Below are 22,858 nucleotides of genomic sequence, written 5' to 3'. Positions count from 1 at the left end.
CCAGTCAGCGGCAAATGACGTCGTATGTCCCGCGAGAACCACAATGGCAAGGAGCCAAGCGGAAAGACGAATCATGATGAAAAGGGAGAAAGGCGGGTGTGTTTGGGAGGACGGATATAGTTATGTAATATGCTGAACAGTCTGCCAACAAGACGTATCGGGATTTTTCATCCTGATTCATAAGATGTTCTTCGATGCCCGTGCGGTCCAGCGGAGTTCTTAGGGATGCAGAAGCGGATCGCCGTCGTCCAGCATGGTAACCTGCCGTCGGCGCGACGATCAAGAGAGTCCGGGGAGCCGGAATCCTATTACGGGATGTATTACAGCCAAGGATACCTTGATAATTGGATGGCCCCGCATCCGCATCTGGTGATCTCTCTAAATGGCGAAAGGCAATGCTCTCAGCATGGGCTTGGCCGGATTGTCACCATCCCCGAGCCAATCAGGAAACTACCTGTCCCGCATACGACGCAAACGCTTTTCTGGATGAGCCAGATTTGCCAGGAAATTCTCAGATTCAACCCAACTCATTTGCTCCTTCGGGCAAATGATCTTCCGGCCGTCGGCATCCTGCGACTGGCGGCCCGCAAGAACTGGTCCACTTTGGTGATGTTTGCCGGCTTCTTTCGCCGGGAGAAGCGGTATGACCGCTTAGTCACCCGGGAACTGGTTCGCATGCTGAATCGTCCGCATGTGGTCCGGGTTGGCAATCATCGGGAACCGGCGACCAAGTCGATGATCGACGCCGGATTGAATCCTCGGAAAGCTGTTGCCTGGGATTATGTGGTCACCCGAACCCCCGCCCAATATCCCGTGCGAGCGTTGCCCAAGGGGCCGGTTCGTCTGTTCATGGCGGGAAATCTGATCGCCAGAAAAGGCGTACCAGAACTGATCGATGCGGCGATCCTTCTGCGACAGCAAGGCATCAACGCCCGTCTGGTGATTGGCGGAACCTCGGAAATTATCGAAGAATTAAAGCAACGAGCCGCTCCTCTTGGGGAGGCGGCCGAATTTCTCGGGTTGGTCTCGAATGATCGTGTGATGGAAGAAATGATTCGCGCGACGTTTGTTGTCGTCCCCACCCGGCCTGAGTTTCCGGAGGGGTTTCCGATGACATTCACGGAAAGCCTGACCGTCCGCACGCCGGTGATTGCCAGCACGCACCCGGTGTTTACCAGCGCGTTGTCAGACGGCGAGGGAGTCCGGTTTTTCAAGGCGGGAAATGCCCAATGTCTTGCGGAATTGGTCACGTCTCTGGTTCGAGAACCCGATGTCTATCGGGAATTGTCCGAAAAGACGCAGACGGCTTTTGAGCGACTGCAATGCCCGACCCGGTTCCACGAAATTATTGAGGACTGGCTGCCGACGGGGAAACGGTAGGCCGCGACCCGAGTAGTTTCTCCACCTCGTCCCGATCCATCTCTTCCCGCTCAAGCAATGTGGCGGTCAGCAGTTCCAGTTTGTCTCGGTTGGCAGCGATCAATTCATGCGCCCGGACCTCGGCTTCGCGCACCAGCCGATGAACCTCTTCATCGATTAATTTGGCGGTTCCGTCGCTGAAATCGCGAGTTTCGTGCAGTTCCTTGCCGAGAAACACGTGCTCCTCCCCCGCCCGATAAGCCACGGGGCCGAGCCGGTCGCTCATGCCATATTGCGTGACCATCATGCGGGCGATCCGCGTGGCCTGCTTGATGTCCCCCACCGCCCCGGCCATCATCTCACCGAAGACCAGACGATCAGCGGCCCGTCCTCCCATCGCTGTCACCAGCCGGGCGAACAATTCACTTTTCGACATGTCGATCCGGTCTTCATTCGGCTCGTACATCGTCACCCCGGCGGCCTGGCCGCGGGCAAGGATGGAGATTTTCCACAACGGATCGGCCTTTGGCTCCAGCCACGCGGTAAGAGCATGCCCGGCCTCATGGTAGGCCGTCCGGCGACGCTCCTCGGGGGTATGGGTTCCCTCGCGTTTCGCCCCGAGCAGAATACGCTCGGCCGCTTGGTCAAAGTCCCGATTGTCGATGCGTTCCTTGCCTTCGCGGGCGGCCGAGATAGCCGCTTCGTTGGCGAGGTTTCGCAATTCGGCCCCCGACATTCCCATCGCCTTCTTGGCGATCTTCTGCAAATCCACATCATCCGCCAGCGGTTTGTTCCTCACATGAACCTTGAGGATGTCAAACCGTCCCTGCCAGGTGGGCCGGTCAACCGTGATATGCCGGTCGAACCGACCGGGACGCAGCAAGGCGGCATCAAGCACATCCGGCCGGTTGGTCGCCGCCACGACAATCACGGACTCGCTGGGAAGGAATCCATCCATTTCGCTGAGGATTTGATTAAGCGTCTGTTCGCGTTCGTCCGAACCGCCGCCCACCCCCGCGCCGCGCATCCGTCCCACGGCATCGATTTCATCGATAAAGATCACACAGGGGGCCGTTTCCTTGGCGGTGCGAAACAAGTCCCGCACCCGGCTCGCTCCGACACCGACAAACATCTGGATAAATTCAGATCCATTGATGCTGTAGAAGGGAACCCCCGCCTCGCCCGCCACGGCACGGGCAAGAAGCGTTTTGCCTGTGCCGGGGGGACCGACCAACAAAACTCCCTTGGGAACCTGCGCCCCAAGACGCATGAACTTATCCGGGTTTTTGAGAAACTCGACCACTTCCACCAATTCTCGCTTGGCATTGTCCATCCCGGCGACCTCATTGAAGGTCGTGCGGGACATGCCCTTGTCCACCCGACGGGCGGTGCTTTTCACGAAACTGGAGGCAAAACCGCCCCCCATCGGGTCTCGCATTTTGGGAAACAAAAACACAAAAAAGATCACCAGCACCACGATGGGCAGCACGCCATACACCAACGGCCCGACCCATTGACTCTGATCTTCCTCGGTGACGACCTCGACGGGCTTGGCCTCTTTCTTTTGGATGGCCTCCCGATGCTCCGCAAGATCTCGTTCGATGATCTTGCGGACAAAAGCGTCCTGATTGTCGATGTGCGGCAGGATCGTGGTGAACCGGCCGGCCGTCAGATTGAGATCTTGGAGGGCAGGATCCGTCGGAACGCGGACTTCCCCGGTGACTTTGTTTCCGCCGGTCAGCGTGAGTTTGGCGATCTTGCCCTGTTCGGCCAGATCAAGGAATTGGTTATAGGCGATGGTCCGGGGCCCGGAGGTGAACAGAACAAACACGAAGAACGAAACGAACAGCACGGCCGAAAGGATGAAAACCGCCGCGAGCATATTCCCGGCTCGTCGGGGATTGCCATTCGGTTGTTCGGGCGGTCGGGGAGGTGTCCCGGTCGGCGGCATCAGAAAAGTCTCGCTGGGCGATGATGGAACGTCTCGGCGCGCACTCAGGAAGCCGGCGGTTCGGTCGGTGGCTTCTCGCTTGGGGGTATTTCGGCCGGGGCATCCTTTTGTTTGAAGAATGCCTCCAACTCACCAAAAGAGAACAGCGGAGCCTTCCCGGTCAGGGCGTCCGTCGAAAGTTTCGGCAGCGACTTGGGCTTGGCCGGTGGCTTCTTCGGAGGCGGTGGAACTGGCGTGGTTTCGGGAGTCTCCCCGGCCGGAGAAGACGAGGGACGCTGATCGCGGAAGGGCGGTCGGCCCTGACCCTGGGGACGAGGCCCCTGCCCTTGCGGACGCGGTCCGCCACGGAACGGCGGGCGACCTTGGTTCGGATGGCCGCCTTGTCCCTGATCGCGGCTGGGCCGTTGACCGTCATGACCGCCCGGAGGACCGGATCGGTTCGGGGCGGGACGATCATTGCGGTCGTTTCGATCCTGGCGAGGCGGCGGACGATCACCGGTCGGCCGGTCTTGAGCGGGACGAGGCGGCCTCGGTGTCGGAGCCGTAAAAGCAGGCCGGGGTTGTGGTTTGCGTTCCTGACCCGGCGAGACCATCGTCAACGAGGCTCGTTTGCGTTCATGATCGACTTCCACAACCCAAACGCTCACCACATCGCCAACCCCGACGACTTCGTAAGGGTTTTTGATGAATTTATTCGCCATGCGGCTAATGTGAACCAGCCCCGTGTCCTTCAGGCCGATGTCCACAAACGCGCCGAAAGGAACGACGTTGACAACGGTGCCGCGAAGTTCCTGCCCCTGCTTGAGATCTTCGAGCCGAAGCATTCGCTTCTTCAACACCGGCGGCGTGCGGGTATCTCGCGGGTCGGCGAATGGTTCCGACAGCGTGGCGATGACCTCCTTGATGGCGGGTTCCGTCGTCCCGAAGCGAGTGGCCGCGTCGGCGGCATTCGTCTCACCGAGTTTTGCCTTGATCTTCGGAAGTTTTTCAGCTTCCCGCAAATCGGCCGGGATGAACCCCGCCTCAGCCAACAATTGGCGGGCAAGAGTGAACTGTTCCGGATGCAACCATGTGGAATCGAGGGGTTCATCCCCGTCCATGATCTTCAGAAATCCGCTCGATTGCGTGTGGCGGATTTCGCTGAAATTGGGAACTTGTGAAAGTTGGGCGCGATTGCGGAACGCTCCGTTAGCGGTGCGGTATTGCACGATTTCTTGTGCCACGGCCGGATTCAACCCGGAGACATACCGGAGCAAGGCCGCGCTCGCGGCGTTCAGATCAACACCCACTTCGTTGACGCATGATTCGATGACTTCGTCAATCGATTCTTTCAAATGTTTCGGCTTGATGTCGTGCTGGTAAAGCCCGACGCCGACATGCTGCGGGTCAATTTTCACCAACTCCGCGAGCGGATCCTGCAACCGACGACCGATGGAAATCGTCCCCCGAGTCATGCGGTCGAGATTCGGAAACTCCTCGCGGGCCGAGGGGCTATCCGAATAATCGGCGGCCCCGGCTTCGTTGGCGATCACATATGACAGATCGGTAATGGCAGGCTGGCCTTCCGTGGGTTGCTCCAGTTCCGTGAGCAGTTCGGAAACCAACTCCTCGATCTCCCGGCAGGAAGAGCCATTGCCAATGGCGACCAATGAAAGATTGTGCTTGCGGATCAATCCGGCAAGAGCCACCTTGGCTTCGCCGACTTTGTTCTGCGGAGGAAGCGGATGCAGAGTCGTCTCTTCCAACAAGACGCCCTTTTCATCAAGGGCCACCGCTTTTGTGCCGGACTTCGTGCCTGGATCAATGGCGAGCACACGACGGTTCCGCAGCGGCGGCGTCAGCAGCAGACTCTTGAAATTTCGCGCGAAGATTTCGACGGCATGGCTGAGCGATTCTTCGGTCAATTCCTTGCGAATTTCTTTTTCCAACGACGGAAGCACATAACCCGTCACGGCGCCGTCAATGAGAGACTCAAGCAATTCTTTGTGCGGGTGGCCGTCAAACTTCAGATTCGAGCGGGCGGCTTGATTGACCCGGTTGACATCCCAATCAAGCTTCACAGAGAGGGCATGTTCGCGCTCGCCCCGGTTGACGGCCAAAATCCGGTGTGGCGGGATGGCCTTCAAACCTTCGGTGAATTCGTAGTAGTCCTTGTATTCCTCGCCCTTTTTGTCATCTTTGCGATCTTCCTTTTTCGGCTTCGGAGATTTGGCCGCCGGGGTTGATTCGGGGGCGGGCGTCACCGGAGTTTCAGAAGTCGGCGGCGTAACCGCCGGAACGTCTTCCGTCGCCGGAGCGACAGGAGGTGTTTCCGCGGCGGGAGCGGGCGTTGGAGCGGCTTCCGGTTTCGGCTCGTGTTTTTCCGGTTTTGGCTCGGCCTTTTTGGAAACAACGCGGCCCGTTTCCCACAAGGCGAACCGGACCGGAGCGCGGACGTCCGCATTCTCAGCGATCATTTCCGTGAGTATGAGTTTCGCACCACCCAGAATCTCATCGGGGGTATTCAGATTCTTTTCGGGATTCACCATCCCGACGAGGATTTCGTTCAGATTGGCGACGGCCGGATCGCGATTCCAGATGGCCTTGGCCAGTTCCTCAAGACCCTTCTCGCGGGCGTCACTGGCCGCCGAACGCTTCTTGGGCTTGAAAGGGAGGAAGAGATCATCCAACCGTTTGTTGGTCTCGGCCGCTTGAATCCCGGCCCGCAGGTCGTCGGTCAGTTTCCCCTGCGAATCGATCGTTTTGAGGATGGTGTTCTTGCGGTCGGCCAGTTGCCGAATTTCGGCAACCCGCTCTTTGATCATTCGCAGACGGTCCTCATCCAGCCCGCCGGACTTCTCCTTCCGATACCGTGCAATGAACGAAGGGCTGTTCCCCTCGTCAAGCAATTGAACGGCGGTTTCGACCTGTGTCTTGCGGAGTTGCAAATCCTGGGCGATGCGGGAAAGGTCGAGCATGTGGGAGTCCGTCGCGTTCGGCATGGTTCGGTCACTTCGGGGCCCCCGGCAATTCTGTAGCGGGGCAGGTCATCAAATCAGGGTTCCAACAGAGTTGAGTATGATACGGCCGCAATGAGAGGGGGCCAAGGGAAGACAGATCGGTTTCTCAATCGGCCAACAGCCGGACAAGTTTGTCAAATCGCGGGTTCGATCTTGTTGGATTTTTTTTCCGGTCATGCCAGATTGACTCAAGTCCGCCTTGACGGCATTTTTCGCTCGGGTATTGCGAGTGGCACTTGGGGAAACCTGCCATGCGATGGACCGCCCGAACGAGGTCATGGATGACCGGACGACGACTCTACTCCGGCTTTGCCATCGGAACGCTGTTCCTGCCGGCCTGCTCCGCGCTGTCGCCGCAACAGCAGACGGCGATGGCCCCCCTCACACCGCCAGGGTGGATTCCCCCCCGACAAAGCGGGTTTGTTCCCTTCGGGCCACCGGCTCCCCCGGAAGAACAATTCGCGGCCGCCAGGCCGGAACCCACGCCGATGGGTGTTCCGCGTCAACTGGCCAAGCCTTTGCCAGGGGAAATGGTCCCCGCTCCGGCAGAGGACGCGCCGAAAGCAAATGAAAATTTAAAAACCGTCGAGCATCGCGCCAATGTCGAGGAACCGTCAGTCGCCGCGCCGCCGCTCATTGCCGCGCCTCGTCTTCGTCCGAAGGCCGAGATCAGTTCGCCGACACCGGAACCAATTGCCGATCCTGACGGAGTGATTCGCGGGCCCCGGCCGGTAACCCGCGGGCCGCTGCCGATCATTGATTCCCCGCCGGTGATTCCAATGGAATTGCCGCGTCGAATCATCCAGCCCGAAACACCGCCTGCCGCCCCGACGCAATCACGCCGGGAACCCTCGGCTGTCATCCTGCCACCGGCTCCGTTGAACAATAGTATCATCGGTTCGTCGATTCATCAGACTCAGTCTTCGCCGGTCATCGACACGCCGCCCCCGGTGGAAACAATTCTGCCGACCGCCAACAACGAAACTCCCGGCCCGGTGATTCCCGCTCCGAATTTTGTTCGCGGACCGGCTCCGTTCATTGCTCCTTCGCTGATTAAAGACGAGATTCCCGCCGCCACGCCGGTGATCTTTCCGCCGGCGGCCGCCCCGCTGGCGCTGCCGCCGGTGATCGCGCCGCCGGCGACGCCTGTGGTGCTGCCGGCCCCTTCGGATACGCCGCTGATCCAAGCCGTGCGGGCATTCCAGCAAAACAAACCGCAAGAAGCGCTGGAGTTTCTGAAGACTTATGACCAAGCCACCCAACAGGTGTTGATTTCCATGATGCCCGCGCTGGTGCAAATTTCCGAGGGAAAGTTGCAGCAAATGAAGCGGGAAGAAATGGATGTCCTGCTTGAGCAAATCACGCGAGTGCCGCCGATGCTTCGGGCCCGCGCGTCGCTTCAGGTCAACAAGTTGTTGCTTTGCCGCGAGGTTTACAAATTCGGCTCCGTGGACCCTTTCGCCGCCGCTCACGAATTTCGGCCGGGGGACATGGTTTATCTGTACGCGGAACTTTCCAACTTCTCATGCGTCGCCGACCCTCGCGGAGGATGTTCGGTGGCGTTGGGCAGCCATTTGGAACTTCTCGACGCCTCGGAAACGGCCGTGTGGAAAGCCGATCCCCGCGAAGAACCTGAAAACGTCTCCACGCCGCCCCAGGATTATTACCGGGCTTACCGCTTCTGCGTGCCGTCCAGTCTCGCCCCCGGCAAATATGCCCTCTCGATTCGCATCATGGACAAGCCAACGGGTCGGGAAAGCGCGAAGACCATTGAATTCCGCGTCGGGGCGAAATAACGGAAACCACGCTCCGGCTACCGCCGGCGATCATCGGGGGATTGGAACGTGATTGCGATCATCAAACGTCGTTGGAACCGCTGGGCTGTCGCCGTCGTTGTCGGTTTGGCCCTGACCGGCCCGCTGTCGGCTCAAAGCCCGCCGCCGATCCACACCAAGAATGCGACCCTGCGACTGCCGGTGCAGATCGATGAACGAACCCGGCCGCAGGTGGCCGAGGTGAAACTGTACGTCCGGCCCCTCAACGGCAACTGGCAATGCGTGCAAACCCTGCCGCCGACGGCCGGGGCCTTCGACTTCAAAGCCACGGCCGACGGGACATATGCCTTCACCTTCGTGACGGTGGACCGCCGAGGGAAATCCGAGCCGGCCAACCTGGATGCCGTTCCGCCGCATCGCATTGTCGTCGTAGACACGACTCCGCCGGAAGTGTCGGCGCAACCGATCCCGCTGAAAGGCGAGAAATTTCTCCAAGTTCACGTCCGCGATCAAAATCCGGACTGGGCGTCGCTTCGCGTGATGTATCTCGCACCGGACCAGTCTTGGCAACCGTTGACGGTGGCCGCCGCCGACACGCCAACGGTTTTCCGCGTGCCAAACGCCGGTGTTTTTGAGAGCAAGATTCGTGTCTTCGCGGCCGACCGCGCCGGGAACAGCACCAACCGCGACCTTGATTTGGGCGACCCGACCGCGAACTTCGGATTTGGCGCCAAATCCACTGTCTCCCAAGGAAAACCGGACCCGGCGTTGATCCCCAACACCGATCCGACCCCGGACATCAAATCACCGGCGATGGACATCAGACCGCCGATGATTGACTCGCTGCCGCCCATCCGGGCGGTTGACTATCAGGAACCGATCAAGCCGCCAACGCCGTTGAAGGCTCCCGAATCGGTCAAGTCGCCTGTGATTTACAACGGGCCTCGGGAACTCCCGCCGATTCCTGAAGTTCCACCGCTGCGAAGCAACGACTTGCCGGTGATCCGCAACGGCAATCAGAACACGGACATCAAAATTCCCGACGTGCCGGCGGTCTTGCCGCCAAGCGTTTCGGCCAAGGAAGATTTGCGGATCGATCTGCCATCAGTTACCCCGCCGCCTTCCGTAATGCAAACCACCTCGGCGATGAAGCCAATCGATGTGCCGCAACCGGCCAACATTCCGAAGACCGAAATGCCGCGTGATATCGTCGTACCGACGCCCCCGCCGATCCCCGAACCCGTGTTCGAGGCCAAGGGACCGCCGACGCATACGATCTTGAATAGTCGAACCTGCACCATCAACTATCAAGTGGAAGGGGCGAGAGGCAACAACCGCATCGACTTCTGGGCCACCGGCGATGGTGGCAAAACATGGATCGCCCTGCGGGACGACGCGGGGGGCCTGCCTCCGGCCAAATTGACGCTGCCCGCCGACGGTTACTATGGCATTCGCATTCGACCGGGCGCGGGAAGCAAACCGCCGGAAGCGGGTGAAGATCCCGATTGCGTGGTGGAGATTGATTCCACCAAGCCAACCGTCAACCTGATGCAACCCTCACTTGGCACTGGTTCCGACGAGGGAACCATGCTCATCACCTGGACGGCCAGCGATAAAAACCTTCTCAGCAACTCGGTGAACCTGTCCTACGCCACCAAGCCCGATGGCCCGTGGGAAGTGATTGTCAGCGGATACAAAAACGCCGGGCTTTACCGTTGGACCATGCCTTCGCATTTGTCCGGCAACGTCTACGTGCGATTGGAAGTCAGCGACCGGGCCGGGAACATCGGCCAGCACGATTTGAAGTCCCCGGTGGCCTTGGAAACGCTCAAGCCACGGGTGAAAGTGTTGGGCGTGGGCGCGTCTCGATAATTGTTGAATGCTGAAAACTTTCGACCAAAACAGGTCCGGCCGAAAAGCCGGACCTATTTTTTCACATACTCAGTTCAACCACATCCCGTTCTTGAAGAACATGGTCCCGTTTCACGGTTTGTCCGTCGAACTGGGCGCTGCCCCACACCTTCGCGGCCTTCAATCCTTCGGCTAATTCGCTGTGAACTTTCTCCGCAAAATCCATCACCGTCCCGCCGACCGGGATGGTGAACGGCGAAGTCATGTCGGCTTGTTTGCCGGGTAATTTGCCGTACACGCGGATGAGGCCGAGACGGTCGAAGAACAATTTCCGCAAGCCCTCGACGCCATCCCCTTTCTCCGTCGAGACCGTGTGAATCGGGAAACGGTCGCCGAGCATTTCCTTGAGGATGTCCAATCGATCGGTCGCCCCCTCGGCATCGATCTTGTTGGCGATCACCACCGTTTTGACATGGAACACCGTCGGATCGTCGTCCGATTCAGGCGGTTTGTCCACCAAGATTCTCTTGCGGCCCTTGAGTTGTTCCAGCACGGTTTCCACGGCGAACGGACCATCGTCATCGCCCAAATCAACGATTAACGCGGCGGCATCAGCCGTGCGGGTGAAGTCCGTCACATAGGTTTCGTAAAAGTCGGCCGTGATCGGAGGAAGGTCGATCAATTGCAGACGAACATCCTCCCAATCCATCATGCCGGGGACCGGTTCGCGCGTCGTGAACGGATAGGGGGCGACTTCCGGCGTGGCCCGCGTGAGTTTCCGCAACAGACTGCTTTTGCCGCCGTTGGGGCCGCCCAAAAAGATGATCTGTCCGGCGCCTTGTTTGGGAATCTTGAATGTGCCGGGCGCAACCTTTTTGGGGCCGGATTTGGCGGCTTCGATCTCGTCCGAAAGTTCGCTGATTTTCGTCTTGAGAATCACCTGAACTTTTTCGCTGGCCTTGTGCTTGGGCAGGATCACCCACATTTTCCGGAGCCCGACAAGTTTCTCCTCCGGGGTGCGGCCTTTTTTGTATTCGGCCTCGGCTTCGTGGTATTGCGGGGGAAGATTGACGGCCATCGTCGCATGTCTCTTGGAAGAAGTCCGGGCAAATCGCTATTCTACCGACCGTATCCCCCGTCGCGGAGAACCTCGTTGAACTACTATCAGATTCAAGAAGCCGCCCTGGCCATTCGTTCTGTTTGGAAGGGCCAGCCACGTGTCGGCATTATCCTTGGCACGGGCTTGGGAGCCCTCGCTGAAGACATCCAAGCCGAGGCGACCATCCCCTATGGCCAGATCCCGCATTTCCCGACTTCCACCGTGCAATCCCATGCCGGCCGATTGGTGTGCGGCACACTTGGCGGCAAAAGCGTCGTGGCGATGGAGGGGCGTTTCCACTTCTACGAAGGCTACAAGTTACAACAAGTGACATTCCCCGTGCGGGTGATGAAGGCCCTCGGATGTGACACGCTGATTGTCTCAAACGCCTGTGGCGGCCTGAATCCCCAATATTCAAAGGGGGATATCATGGTGATCGAAGATCACATCAACCTGATCGGGGATAACCCGCTGATCGGCAAGAACGATGATCGCCTCGGCGTCCGGTTCCCGGACATGTGTCATGCGTATGATCCCGAGTTGTTGAAACTCGCCAAACAGGTCGCCATTGATGAGAAAATGCCCGTCCAGCAGGGTGTTTATGTGGCGGTCGCCGGCCCCAACTTGGAAACGCGAGCCGAATACCGCTTCCTGCGAACCATCGGGGCTGATGTGGTGGGGATGTCCACCGTGCCGGAAGTGATCGTCGCCGTCCATTCAGGAATGAAATCACTTGGCTTTAGCGCCATCACGGACATGTGCCTGCCGGATGCTTTGGAACCGACAAGCCTACCGGAAATCCTGGCGGTGGCGGCCGAATGCGAGAAAAAACTGCGGGTGTTGGTGCGGAAAGTGGTTGAGCGAATGTAGTTTTCTGGCGCTCTCATGCCAAATGAGATCTTAATGAGTTTGGCCCATCTTGTTTCGCTGAATGACCTTGCAGTTTTTCGCCATCTGAGATATGACCCCGTCCGGATGCACGCACCCTCATGCATTCGTCACCCCGCCGGGGTCGTTCATCATGCGTCGGTTGATCGTTGTTCTCTCCTGTGTCACACTCCTTCCGTTGACCACCGGTTGCCAATCGACGTATCGAACCCGCCCCGTGGAGGTGATGGTACGGGATGCGGAAAGCCATCAACCGATTGCCAATGCGGAAGTTCAGATGGTCCATCACCACACGGCTTCTGACTCCGCGACGGCCACGACGGGAAACACCGGCGTGGCGTTGGTTGAATTTGTTCCCAATGGTTCCGAACCAGCGATGATTAGCATCACCGCCAAGGGATATCAAAACGAGTTCAAAGTGGTGAGCGATTCGGACATCATCAAGATCAGTCCCAAACCGTTCTTTGGTGGAGCCGATGCCCATCCCGCTGATTTTGTCTTGGACGTCTACCCCGACCCGCCTTTTGACGTGATGATCGTTCTGACGACCGGCTTCCGCGGATTGCTCAAAGCCGATGTCAGCCTCCGCGACAATCCTGTCGAAAGCGGCCAGCGGACATACCCCTTCTATGCGGATCGAAATGGTGAAGTGAAAATCAACGGACCCAAGATCCTGGACCGCGTTGCAATCGTGAATTACCGAGCCCGATATGAAGGCGGCGACCAAACATTGGGCGAAATGGACGAGAAAACGGTGGGTATTCGCTGGTTGAAAAAGGATGGCACGAAGGAGATTTTCGTGGTCGGCACCCAAACCGAATTTGAACAGTTTCGGAAAGAATTGGTGCCGCAGCAAAACATGAATCCTGGCCCGTCGGATGCCCCCAAAAAAGGCGGCGGTCGCGGCGGCAAAGGTGGAGGCGGAGGTCGTCGCGGCGGTGGAGGAGGCGGGGGTGGAGGAAGCGGCGGCGGATACTGACCGCCTTAATCTCCCGTCCCGTTGGACGAATGGCCGTCGTCCACGGGAATGGACTTCAGCATCGCCCCGTATTGCTCCAATTTCTTGTGCAGGGTGTTTCGGTTAATGCCCAACCGTTCGGCAGCCGTCACCTTGACACCGTCGCACTGGAGCATCACCTGCTCGATCAGTTCGCGTTCGACGCCACCCACCAAGAAATCGTATAACTGGGCCCCGGCTGGCAAACCGTGCCGGGTTCCCACTTCCACCAGTTTCCTCACAAGGGAGGGAACATCGTCCACGCGAGGCTTGAGGCTTCGCAGGGAGTACTTTGGCCGGCCAAACTTCAGCAAGTCGGAGGAAATTTTCTTTCCTTCGCTCAACACCACAAAGCGTTCGATGGTATTTTCCAACTCTCTGACATTCCCCGGCCAATCGTGACTGAGCAGTGATTGCAACACTTCCGGCGTCAGTTCAAACACATCACGCCGGTTCAACTCGGAATGCCGCCGCAAAAAGTGTTGGGCAAGCAACGGGATGTCATCCCGCCGCTCTCGGAGGGGAGGTAGAGGAATCGGGACCACATTCAGCCGATAATACAAATCTTCCCGAAACCGACCGGCCTCGATCTCATCTTCCAAAGATTCGTTGGTGGCGGCCACGACCCGAACATCAACGCGGATCGTTTTGGCATCACCCAGACGCTCGAATTCCCGTTCCTGAAGCACACGAAGCAATTTGACTTGAAGCTTGGCGGACATGCTGGAGATTTCATCAAGAAAGATGGTCCCGCCATGTGCCGCCTCAAAACGGCCGGTCTTGTTTTCGATGGCTCCGGTGAAGGCTCCTTTGACGTGCCCGAACAGTTCGCTTTCCAGCAAGTTCTCGTGCAAGGCCCCGCAGTTCACCCGGATGTATGGACCCGTGGAACGGTTGCTACGTTTATGGACCGCCCTGGCGATCACTTCCTTCCCGGTGCCGGTTTCGCCAATCAGCAGAACACTGGCGTTGGTCGGCGCGGCGAGTCGGGTGAGTCGGTAGACCTCGCGCATCGCGGAAGAATTTCCCACGATGTCGGGCAACAACGGCTCTTCCGTATCATTGCGTGCCATCCCCGAGCCCGCTCCTTGTTCGACGGGAGAAGATTGTTTCCACTGTAATCAGGGTAAACGCCTCTGCTTCTCAAATCAACATGTTATGCGGAGATTTTAGACATTTCTTGCATTATTCATGAGAACAAAAACCTCACGGTTAGTTTTCTGCCAGAAAAACGGGCACATACATGCATAACATGCCCCAACAATAGTCATTATTGCCTTTATTACGCGCATAAAATGATGAATGTGTCGCCATCGGTTGAACAACGAATGGGCATCAAAAAACCTCGCATGGAACAAAGGTCCATGCGAGGTTCGAGGGAGAACACAAATCGTTCCGAGGTTACTTGGCAGGGAGGTAATTCAGCGTGTAATACGCTTGAGGATGCAAAACCGACTCTCCTTCGCTTGATCGGATGCCCGACACCGTCACATCATGAAGGTGCCCCTCTTGCAGGCCATCAATATGCAGCCGGACGCTTTTACCGTCCTTGCCCACCTCAACCTTGGTGAGTTTCGGCGTGGTCTGATCCACTTCCGGGCTGCCGTAATCGGCTTGATAAATGTAGGTGAACGTCTTCACGCTGTAGGACTCAATTTTCCCGGCCGTCACGGGATCCACGGGTTTGGTGAAGGTAAGTTCAAAACCATCCGGCTTGGCGCGCATCTCATGGATTTCAAAAGGAACCTTGCCCGTCCAAACGAGTCGTTCAAGGGAGAAAGGCTTCGGCCCCCGAGAACCCCAACCCCGGTTGGTGCCGCCGGCGATTAGCGAACCATCAGCGCCGAATCGCACAGGGACGATTCCCGATCCCATTCCGGCCCGGAATGGAAAACAGGCTCCCTGATAGTGGCCGTCGATTTTTTCCAAGAAGACCCGCATGATGGTGCTGTGCGTCTGATCGCCGACAAACAATTGCTTCTCAAAGGGACCGAACTTGCCGCCGGTGAGGTCGCAATCCAACCCGCTGGCAGACTGCCCCATCTTGCCGTAGGGGAACATCACGCAAGTCGGGTTCAATTGCGGGATCTTCTTGGCCTCGGTCATCATCCGGCTTTTGGACTTGGGGACGAGCGGAGCCTCGCCGAGATACTTCGCTTCCGGTTCCTTGTACCATTTGAAACCACCGGGGTGGCCGACAAACGCGCCTTCTTTGATGTGCTTCAGGCCACACGTTCCGTTCCACGGTCCTTGATTGTCCGTGTAAAAAACCTCCCCCTCGGCATTGAAGGCGATGCCGCCGGGGGAGCGGACGCCGCTGGTGGTCGGAATAAATTTCCCTTCCGGCGTGATCTTCCCGGCCCACCCGCGGAATTTACTGTTGCTGTCAAACGATCCGGTCAGGCAAAGCGTGAACCAGATATTGCCGTTCTTGTCGAACCGCGAGCCAAAGGCGTACTCGTGATAATCCCCGTTGACTTCCCAGCCTTCGGTGACGACCTCAAACACATCGGCCTTGCCGTCCCCGTTCGTGTCCTTGATCCGGGTGACATCCGGGCGTTGTGTTACGTACAGCCAGCCATCCTTGCCGTCCTTGTAAGCGAGGCCAAGGATTTCGTGCATGCCGTGGGCAAAACGAGTGAACTTTGAATCAGCCGGGTCTTTGGCGTAGGCGTTCTCGATGATCCAGACTTCGCCGCGACGGGTTCCCACCGCGACCTTGTTACCCGGGAGGATTTCAATGGCCCCGGCCTCCAGCACCTCGCCGCCGGGGAGTTCATACGGGACGAGCTTGTAAAAGTCGTCTTCCTTGACGGCATCTGTCTTCTTGGGCTGAGCATGGGCCGAGCCCAGCGCCCCCAGGGCGACGACGCCGGCAACCAACCAACGATATGCGAACATGATTTCAATTCTCGGTTCAAAGGATGATGTTGGATCAAGTCACTTGCAACGTTGAAACAAACAGCTTCGACAAAGCGGTTCGGGCCAGAAGGCCCGAACCATCTTCGGTCACCACGAATATACAACGACGATCACGGCCTTGCCGTCCTTGAGATTGACCGGAACGACCAGTTCCTGTTTGCCGTTCACCGTGCGGATCGCGGCTCCCGGGGTTTCCACTTTGATCTTGTAACCATCCATCTTGAACCAACCGGCTTCCCCCGCTTCGATCTTGTTGCCGACAGCCGCCCGGAAGAACAATTGCTCCGCCGGCTTCGCTGACTCAAGCGTCAGCGTTCGCTTCAAATTAGCCGTTCCCATCTCTTGCGGGACGGGATTGGAGAAATCGGTGATGGCGATGTCATTGAAGGCATACTTAAACGTCGGCCGCTCATCCGGCGACAATGTGTAGCCAAGAAACTTGTAACCCAGTTCCTTCGGGGCTTTCGCAGGCCAGGCGGTGTCCGTTCGTTCCAGCGTTGCAAACGTCGGCCCGGCTGGCAGCGGCAGAATGTTGTCGCCCAGCGGCCCCTCGAAACCGACGCCGCGATCCGTCCAGTGCCGGGCGGCATCAATGAATCCCCCCTGCCAGATCATCGCCAATCGCATTTCGTTGGCATCGAAGGCAATATTCAATTTTTCGGGATAGCCAACTCCGATCCCCCTCGCGCCCGCGCCCTGAATGAAATTGCGATAGATGATCGCCTCTGTCGTCGGAACGAGGGGAATGAACTTCTTGCCAAGCCCCGCCGGAATGGCGGGTTTGTCCGACGCGAGGTATGTCAAGATCGCCTCGACTTGCGTGGAAGCCTTGCCGTCCAGAATGCTCGGCAACGTGCTGACGCCGTTCGGCCAAGCCGTTGGCATACGGGTTCCCGGCCGGATTTTTTGCGGGTCGATGCAATAGGCGTGGAACCAGTCTCGCTTCAACCGTTTGGTCATCAGGGTCATGTCAATGCCCTGCACTCCCTCGGCCTTGTTGCCCGCAAATGTGTGGCACTTGATGCAACCAAACGCCTGGGCGCCAACCATTTGGCGGCCGGCCGCCTTGATCTTCGTGTCACTCTCTGCAAATTTGACCGGCGGGATTTCGGGCAGCTTGTCTGTCGCGTCAAAAATGGTCGTCAGATGGCCGACGTTGGGCGTACCAAAACCCGGCATCCGTGTGTGCATATATGGCCGGTCATGCGCCCCGGCGTTGAGGATTTGGGCCACATAAGCGGGGTTCAACTTGGCGCCGACGCCATCTAGCGGCGGGGGCACCCGGCCTTCGTCCCCCATTTCTGGTTGGGTGGTCTGGAAGATCGTGTTAGTCGCCTCGATCACGCCGCCAACCTTGTCCCGGACGTGGCAGGCATAACAATTGAATGTCAGCATGGTTTGGCTGATTTTGGAGGCGGCATCCGTCTTTTCCGGGACCGGCTTCGGCAATGCGGCGAGCAAGGCTTTCTTTTGAATGTCAGAAAGAGAGTACGCGGGAACATCCTTCGCTGTCCCATCGAGACAACCGCCGGCCCCCTTGAGTTTGTCCAGCGCGGTAACCGTTTTGGTTGAGGCAATCAATTTGCCGTCGAATTTCAGTTGATGGCAGTTCGCGCATCCTTCCGAGGCGAACAGCGTCTTGCCCTTGGCAACCAATTCCTTGTCGATGGGAATGGCATCTTCGTCTTTTTCAACAGTCTTCGCGGCTTCCGCTTTTTTCGCCACATCGGCCTCCGTCGCTCCCATGAGCGGGGCCAGCGGTTGTCGGCCAAGGTTGCGCCCCTCGATCTCCACATCCAGTTCGGCGCCGCCGCCGCCTTGGAAGAAATCCACGGTGATCTTGTGGATTCCCTTGATGAGTTCCTTTGAACCGGACTTCGATTGTGGCGGATGAACCCCGTCGTTGTTCACGATGAGTTTGTCGTCAACGTAGAGGTTGCTGCCGTCGTCGCTGGTCGTCGTCAGGGTATATTCCCCGGCGGCTTCAATATTGATGTAGCCCACAAACCGCAAACCAAAATTACCCGCCCTTTTCGCCGGGCTGATGTCAAACGCGACACCGGTTCCGGTCGCCTTTGGCTTCAGTTTGGCAAAGTCGGGAATATTATTCCAATCTCCCTCGAAATAGCTGTATGCGGTCGTCCCTTTTCCCGTTGGCATGGAGACTTTCGCTCCCTGCAACAAGTAATGGGCGACATCGGAGGCTTCCGGAGTTTTCAAAAGGTGGGGCATCCGGCCGGAGGGGCGAATCGCCAGCGGATTGTTCAAGAAAGTCGTCAGACCGGGAATCGAATACTTGCCCGAAAGATTGCCCAACGGCACGGCATGGGGAAACGTGTTTTTGGCCGGTTCCCCGTTAATATCTCGCAAGCCGTGACAAGAAGCGCATCCCACTTTGGCGAACAGATCACGACCGCGAATCACGGCCTTCAGGTCGGGACGAAGTTGCTTCGTCGGCCCCGTGGAGGCCAGCAGGGCGGCCAGAGCCGCGACCTTTTGTTCTTTGTCGGGGTCATTGGCCAGCACATGCGGCATCGTCGTGCCCGGCTTTTCCGCCTGCGGATCGGCGAGATAGCGTTTCAGATACGCAGGCTTGACGCGCGTGCTGATTCCATCAAGGATTGGAGCCTGCTTTTTGGCAAGCAAGGGATCGCTCGATGCGTGGCAACTGGTACAGTTTAATTCGCCAAGGAGGAGTTGCCCGCCGGGCAGCGGATCGGCTTTCGGGCTTGAGTGAAACCGCTCAAAACCGGCCACAATCGGATGGGCCGCATTAGCCGAACCGGGGGCGATCAGAAGCAAGCCAAACATTCCCAACATCAGTCGGGTTTGCCTTGGAAAACGGGATTTCATGAACATCCTCTGAATCTTGGGAGACGAGAGCGAGGGCTTGGGTGGGATCATATCGGCAGGCAATTAACGTCGAACTCATCTTATCGTCGGAAGACATTCCGGCCGCAAGCGCGAAGTTCGGAAAATCAATCTTCCCGCACGACCGGAGTGATTTCATGCGGAGCGAGATATGTGAATGGCGGGCTGGGAATGTTGCGGAGAACCCCAAAGATCATCAACAAACACACAAACGTCCAAACCATCCAAGTGGTGAGTGCGAACTTGGGACGCCGACGCCAACGGGCGATGGCCGCGTTGATTGGTTCCGCGATGAGGTAACAAACCGCCACCACCGTGAACGGGTTGTAAACGATGGCCTGCAAAATCCGGCCGTTGCACAACGAATGGATGGCCCGAGCCGTGCCGCAACCGGGGCAGTGATAGCCAGTCACCTCCTTAAAGGTGCATTTGGGATACCAAGGCGTCTCTGTCGGCGGAAAAACGGTGATGACAACCATCCCGCCGGCCAGAATCAGAAACAATGATCCGAAGAGCAGCCCTTTCCGGACGGAAAGGCGGGGATTTTGTGGCGGGGAGGTGACATTCACGATTTGAGAGACTCCGAAAGATGTGGAAGATTCTAACGAATTCGGAGGCTTCGGGCTTGTGGCAAACTGGCGAACGCGAGCAGGGCAACTTGCGGAGGCCCGTCAATCCCGGCAATTTCCCATTCGGAGAACTCGTGATAATCGGAGAAATCCGACATTGTTTTCCTGATTGACAGAGTCGCGAAGAAACGAGATAGACTCCACGCGATATTCCCGCTTCGGCGCGTGCCGGGGAATGGATCGCGCATCTCTGCTCAGGGAAGGTCGATCGCGATGGCGAAACAGACTTCTATCCGTCGATCAGCGCTGCGACTGGAACCTCTCGAAGGCCGGGAAGTCCCGGCCGCCATGACGGGGGTTCTCTCCGGCACAACGCTGACTATCGAAGGCACCGAGTCTTCGGACACCATCGTGGCACGGGTGCAGAGTGGTCAGGTGAGTTTTTCCGGCGTGACGATCCGCGACGGCCGCCGGTTCACGGACACCATCCCGCTCAAGTCTTTGCAATCCTTGGTGGTGCGAGCCCAAGGCGGGAATGATGTCGTCAACGTATCCGCCTTGAACATCCCCACTCAAATATGGGGCGGCAACGGAAACGACCAAATCACCGGCGGGTCGAACCGCGACACCATTTATGGCGACCCCGGCAACGACACGATCCGGGGCAACGCCGGAAATGACTGGTTGGTGGGCGGCGAAGGAAATGACGTGATTTATGGCGGGGTCGGCGACGACTGGATCACCGGCGACCCCGGCAACGATCACCTGTACGGAGAAGCCGGAAACGACCGCATCAGTGGCGGCGACGGACGCGACACCCTCTCCGGCGGCGCGGGAACCGACCAGCTTGACGGCAGCGGATTTGGCACCGGCCTCTCGAACAGCGCCGCCAATTTCGATGTTTACCAAGATGATTTCTCGACTGCGGCGGCGATCAGCAATTCGGACACCGCCCAGCCCCAGCCGGTGAAGAAAGGCGACTTCAACCAAACCGGCATGTTGGCGGTCTTTTCAGCCCTTAGCGCCACGGACATCCGCAATTCGATCAAGTCGCTCGGCGGACGGCAATATCAAGTGACATTGAAGGGAGATAACAAGACGGTGAAGGTCGAATTCGATGGCACTTGGACCGACAACGACCCATCGCCCATCGCCACTTCAACGGCCGAATTCTGGCCAATTCTGTTGTTCCGCGCCCGATTGCAGAGTTTTGGAATCAACCCAACACAGTATTACACCGATGCCCAGTGGACCAAGATGAACACCGACAGCAAGGGCAAACTATTTGATCCCGCAGACGCCCTCCGTCAGTTCACCGGCCGGACAGTCTCCACCAAGTCTGGTTCTCAACTCGATTTCGCGACCGTGCAGTTGCTGTTGAGCCAGAAGCACGCCGGCGTGGCGGTGGCTTATTCCGGCCCTGTCAACCAAGTCAACAGCACTGGCATCACAGCCGGGATTTCCTATTCGATTCGTCAGGTGATTGTCGATCCGACGGGTCGCAAGTGGATCCAGCTTTACAATCCGCAAGGCGTGGACACCCAGACGGGCAAACGGGTGGACAACAACCCTTACATGCCAAAGGGCAACGACGGACTCATCACTCTCTCATGGGATGACTTCCGGAAAACCACCAACTTCTCGAAAGTTGTCTTTGCCTGATGATTTTTTCGGATTTCAGATCCTTTGGTGTGTTTCCGGGGTTTGGTAGACTAAACAGATGTCTTCAACCTCGGTGGCGCCTCTTATGCGAATTTTCGTTTACACACTTCTCATTTTGATGGCGGCCAGCCTGTCCGGATTTTCTCAACAATCCTCCGAAGACTTCAAGACGCCAGCCACCGCCCGGACAACCACTGTAAAGCGGGGATCAACAACCGCCGTCAACCAGCCAGGCTTCCTTGGCGTGCATGTGGAAACTGCTTCGCCAAATCAATTGGTGGTGCGGGATATCCAACCGGCCTCGCCGGGTCAAAAGGCCGGACTGCTGGTCGGAGACATCATTACCAAACTCGATGACCGCTCCGACCTGACACCCGAGTTGTTCCGCAGCCTGCTCCACTCCCGCGAACCGGATGAAACGGTCAAGATCACCGTGAAACGACCGGACGGCTTAAAGGAACTGACCGCCAAACTTGGCGGCACAAGCAAACCGATGAAACTCGGAGCCGCCCGGATCATTTTGGGCGTTCGTTTGGCAGACCGCGACGACGGCATGGGGGCGACCATTGACCAAATCACTCCCGCCTCCCCGGCCTCCAAGGCGGGTCTCAAAGAGGGAGACATCCTGCTGAAAGTTGACGGCAACGGCATCACGATGCAAAGCCGTCTTGCCGATCTGTTGGCCGAACACAAGGCCGGGGATGAGGTGAAATTGTTGTTCAACCGAAACGGGCGTGAAGTGGAAGCCAAGGCCACCCTCGCCGCCGAGGAGACACGGGTTGAGCGCAAAGGCCAGAATTGGGATGACCGCCTTGCGGGATACTGGAAAAAAGACACTTACCGGATCGCCATCATCGGCATCGATTTTCAGGACGTGAAACACAACCCGAAAGTCACCGCCAAGGACTGGGAAGATTCGCTGTTCACCAAGGGCACTTTCACACAGACCAACGCGACCGGGCAAAAGGTTTACGGAAGCCTCAACGACTATTACCGCGAACAATCCTTCGGCAAGCTGAAGGTTGAGGGCAAAGTGTTTGAGTGGGTAGTCATGCCCAAGAACCGAATGGATTACGGGCAGGGAACCAATGCCAACACCAAGACGGAATTGCTGAAAGAAACACTCGACAAACTTGTTGCAAGAGACGGCAAAGACACCCTCAAAAACTTTGACGGCGTCTTTTTCTTGTACGCCGGGGACGGGGCCACCAGAAATCGCGGCAACATTTACTGGCCCCACCGCGCCAACATCACTTACGACGGAAAACGGTTGCCCTATTTCATCATGCAAGCCGGGGCAACGAAGATGTCGAACATCAGCACCATGTGCCATGAGTTCGGCCACATGCTCGGCCTGCCGGACCTGTACGCCCGGCCGGAAAACCCGGGTTCCGAGGGAGTGGGCATTTGGTGCGCGATGTCGAATCAAATTGGCAACGGAAGACCGCAGCACTTCTCGGCATGGTGCAAGGAACAATTGGAGTGGATCAAACCGGCGGTCATCGACCCCACCGTGCGGCAAAAGTTGATTTTGGGTCCGATCGAGGACTCCCCGACGGAGTGTTTCAAAATCCTCGTACGACCGGACGGCAGCGAGTATTTCCTCTTGGAAAACCGACGCCGCAAGGGTTTCGACTCTGACTTGGCCGCCGAGGGGTTGTTGATCTGGCGGGTCGTGCAAAACAAGCCGATCTTGGAGGAAGCCCACGGTGTGGAAGGCCCGGCGGGACCGCGGGTGTTCCTGAATTCCGTGCCGTTCCCCAGCCCGGCCAACCAGTCGTTCACACCGTACACAACACCGTCGAGCCGTTCAATGCTCGGCGGCGGTTTGCCGGTTCATCTCACGAATATCACGAAGCGCCCGGACGGGAAAATCACATTCCTGATCGGTTACGAGTTCAATTAACAGGATTCC

The 22,858-nt window shown here is 57.8% G+C and carries 14 protein-coding genes; 7 read left to right on the top strand and 7 right to left on the bottom strand.

The window, feature by feature from the left end; translation table 11 throughout:
* Positions 1-225: 225 nt before the first annotated feature.
* Positions 226-1,380 carry a glycosyltransferase family 4 protein gene (locus tag BGIM_RS0104585; RefSeq protein ID WP_029629740.1) on the top strand — a complete coding sequence of 385 codons (1,155 nt, stop codon included), beginning with the start codon at positions 226-228 and terminating at the stop codon, positions 1,378-1,380.
* Here BGIM_RS0104585 and ftsH read toward each other — a convergent pair.
* Entirely contained in the window at positions 1,346-3,310 is a 1,965-nt protein-coding gene (gene ftsH / locus BGIM_RS0104580) for an ATP-dependent zinc metalloprotease FtsH (protein WP_020468620.1), read from the bottom strand. The two genes, BGIM_RS0104585 and ftsH, sit on opposite strands and share 35 nt — an antisense overlap.
* A 44-nt stretch (positions 3,311-3,354) precedes the next feature.
* Complete coding sequence (locus BGIM_RS48660; protein ID WP_020468619.1) at positions 3,355-6,291, bottom strand: Tex-like N-terminal domain-containing protein; 2,937 nt, start codon at positions 6,289-6,291, stop codon at positions 3,355-3,357.
* 299 nt (positions 6,292-6,590) lie between these two features.
* On the opposite strand from BGIM_RS48660, the gene BGIM_RS0104565 reads away from it, so the two are divergent.
* The gene (locus BGIM_RS0104565; RefSeq protein WP_029629739.1) at positions 6,591-8,105 is read left to right on the top strand and encodes a hypothetical protein; all 1,515 of its coding nucleotides are present in this window, start codon (positions 6,591-6,593) and stop codon (positions 8,103-8,105) included.
* A 48-nt stretch (positions 8,106-8,153) separates the two neighbouring features.
* Positions 8,154-9,956 carry a hypothetical protein gene (locus BGIM_RS0104560; protein WP_029629738.1) on the top strand — a complete coding sequence of 601 codons (1,803 nt, stop codon included), beginning with the start codon at positions 8,154-8,156 and terminating at the stop codon, positions 9,954-9,956.
* 61 nt (positions 9,957-10,017) lie between these two features.
* On the opposite strand, the gene BGIM_RS0104555 is transcribed toward BGIM_RS0104560, so the two are convergent.
* Complete coding sequence (locus BGIM_RS0104555) at positions 10,018-11,013, bottom strand: GTPase (protein WP_020468617.1); 996 nt, start codon at positions 11,011-11,013, stop codon at positions 10,018-10,020.
* A gap of 75 nt (positions 11,014-11,088) precedes the next feature.
* Here BGIM_RS0104555 and BGIM_RS0104550 point away from each other — a divergent pair, with 75 nt between their 5' ends.
* Positions 11,089-11,904: a purine-nucleoside phosphorylase gene (locus BGIM_RS0104550; protein ID WP_020468616.1), complete on the top strand. Its 816-nt coding sequence runs from the start codon at positions 11,089-11,091 to the stop codon at positions 11,902-11,904.
* A 151-nt stretch (positions 11,905-12,055) separates the two neighbouring features.
* Positions 12,056-12,901 carry a carboxypeptidase-like regulatory domain-containing protein gene (locus BGIM_RS62110; protein ID WP_020468615.1) on the top strand — a complete coding sequence of 282 codons (846 nt, stop codon included), beginning with the start codon at positions 12,056-12,058 and terminating at the stop codon, positions 12,899-12,901.
* 5 nt (positions 12,902-12,906) lie between these two features.
* Here the strand turns inward: BGIM_RS62110 and BGIM_RS48650 are convergent, their stop codons facing one another.
* From BGIM_RS48650 to BGIM_RS48645, 4 genes are all read right to left on the bottom strand, one after another.
* On the bottom strand, positions 12,907-13,992 hold the full coding sequence (locus BGIM_RS48650) for a sigma-54 interaction domain-containing protein (RefSeq protein WP_020468614.1): 1,086 nt from the start codon (positions 13,990-13,992) through the stop codon (positions 12,907-12,909).
* 328 nt (positions 13,993-14,320) lie between these two features.
* A complete protein-coding gene (locus BGIM_RS0104535; RefSeq protein WP_020468613.1) occupies positions 14,321-15,820 on the bottom strand; it encodes a DUF7133 domain-containing protein in 1,500 nt (499 codons plus the stop codon).
* 108 nt (positions 15,821-15,928) lie between these two features.
* Positions 15,929-18,694, bottom strand: coding sequence for a PA14 domain-containing protein (locus tag BGIM_RS0104525; protein ID WP_157368608.1), 2,766 nt, complete (start codon positions 18,692-18,694; stop codon positions 15,929-15,931).
* Positions 18,695-18,819: 125 nt separating this feature from the next.
* Positions 18,820-19,281, bottom strand: coding sequence for a DUF2752 domain-containing protein (locus tag BGIM_RS48645; RefSeq protein WP_020468611.1), 462 nt, complete (start codon positions 19,279-19,281; stop codon positions 18,820-18,822).
* Positions 19,282-19,554: 273 nt separating this feature from the next.
* On the opposite strand from BGIM_RS48645, the gene BGIM_RS56905 reads away from it, so the two are divergent.
* Both BGIM_RS56905 and BGIM_RS0104505 read left to right on the top strand, forming a co-directional pair.
* Positions 19,555-20,943 (top strand): hypothetical protein, encoded by a 1,389-nt coding sequence (locus tag BGIM_RS56905; protein ID WP_020468609.1) that lies wholly within the window; start codon positions 19,555-19,557, stop codon positions 20,941-20,943.
* A gap of 85 nt (positions 20,944-21,028) precedes the next feature.
* Positions 21,029-22,849: a M6 family metalloprotease domain-containing protein gene (locus tag BGIM_RS0104505; protein WP_020468608.1), complete on the top strand. Its 1,821-nt coding sequence runs from the start codon at positions 21,029-21,031 to the stop codon at positions 22,847-22,849.
* Positions 22,850-22,858 lie beyond the last annotated feature (9 nt).

Origin of the sequence: Zavarzinella formosa DSM 19928, assembly GCF_000255705.1 — a bacterium.
In the GTDB taxonomy this organism is placed as follows: domain Bacteria; phylum Planctomycetota; class Planctomycetia; order Gemmatales; family Gemmataceae; genus Zavarzinella; species Zavarzinella formosa.
The sequence above is the reverse complement of the archived record's forward strand: the minus strand, read 5'-3'. Positions and strand labels throughout refer to the sequence as shown.

Excerpts from the sequence above, each read along its gene's own strand:
- BGIM_RS0104585 (WP_029629740.1), top strand. The coding sequence starts at position 226 with ATGCAGAAGCGGATCGCCGTCGTCCAGCATGGTAACCTGCCGTCGGCG.
- ftsH (WP_020468620.1), bottom strand. The coding sequence starts at position 3,310 with ATGCCGCCGACCGGGACACCTCCCCGACCGCCCGAACAACCGAATGGC.
- BGIM_RS48660 (WP_020468619.1), bottom strand. The coding sequence starts at position 6,291 with ATGCCGAACGCGACGGACTCCCACATGCTCGACCTTTCCCGCATCGCC.
- BGIM_RS0104565 (WP_029629739.1), top strand. The coding sequence starts at position 6,591 with ATGACCGGACGACGACTCTACTCCGGCTTTGCCATCGGAACGCTGTTC.
- BGIM_RS0104555 (WP_020468617.1), bottom strand. The coding sequence starts at position 11,013 with ATGGCCGTCAATCTTCCCCCGCAATACCACGAAGCCGAGGCCGAATAC.
- BGIM_RS62110 (WP_020468615.1), top strand. The coding sequence starts at position 12,056 with ATGCGTCGGTTGATCGTTGTTCTCTCCTGTGTCACACTCCTTCCGTTG.
- BGIM_RS48650 (WP_020468614.1), bottom strand. The coding sequence starts at position 13,992 with ATGGCACGCAATGATACGGAAGAGCCGTTGTTGCCCGACATCGTGGGA.
- BGIM_RS0104535 (WP_020468613.1), bottom strand. The coding sequence starts at position 15,820 with ATGTTCGCATATCGTTGGTTGGTTGCCGGCGTCGTCGCCCTGGGGGCG.
- BGIM_RS0104525 (WP_157368608.1), bottom strand. The coding sequence starts at position 18,694 with ATGAAATCCCGTTTTCCAAGGCAAACCCGACTGATGTTGGGAATGTTT.
- BGIM_RS56905 (WP_020468609.1), top strand. The coding sequence starts at position 19,555 with ATGGCGAAACAGACTTCTATCCGTCGATCAGCGCTGCGACTGGAACCT.
- BGIM_RS0104505 (WP_020468608.1), top strand. The coding sequence starts at position 21,029 with ATGCGAATTTTCGTTTACACACTTCTCATTTTGATGGCGGCCAGCCTG.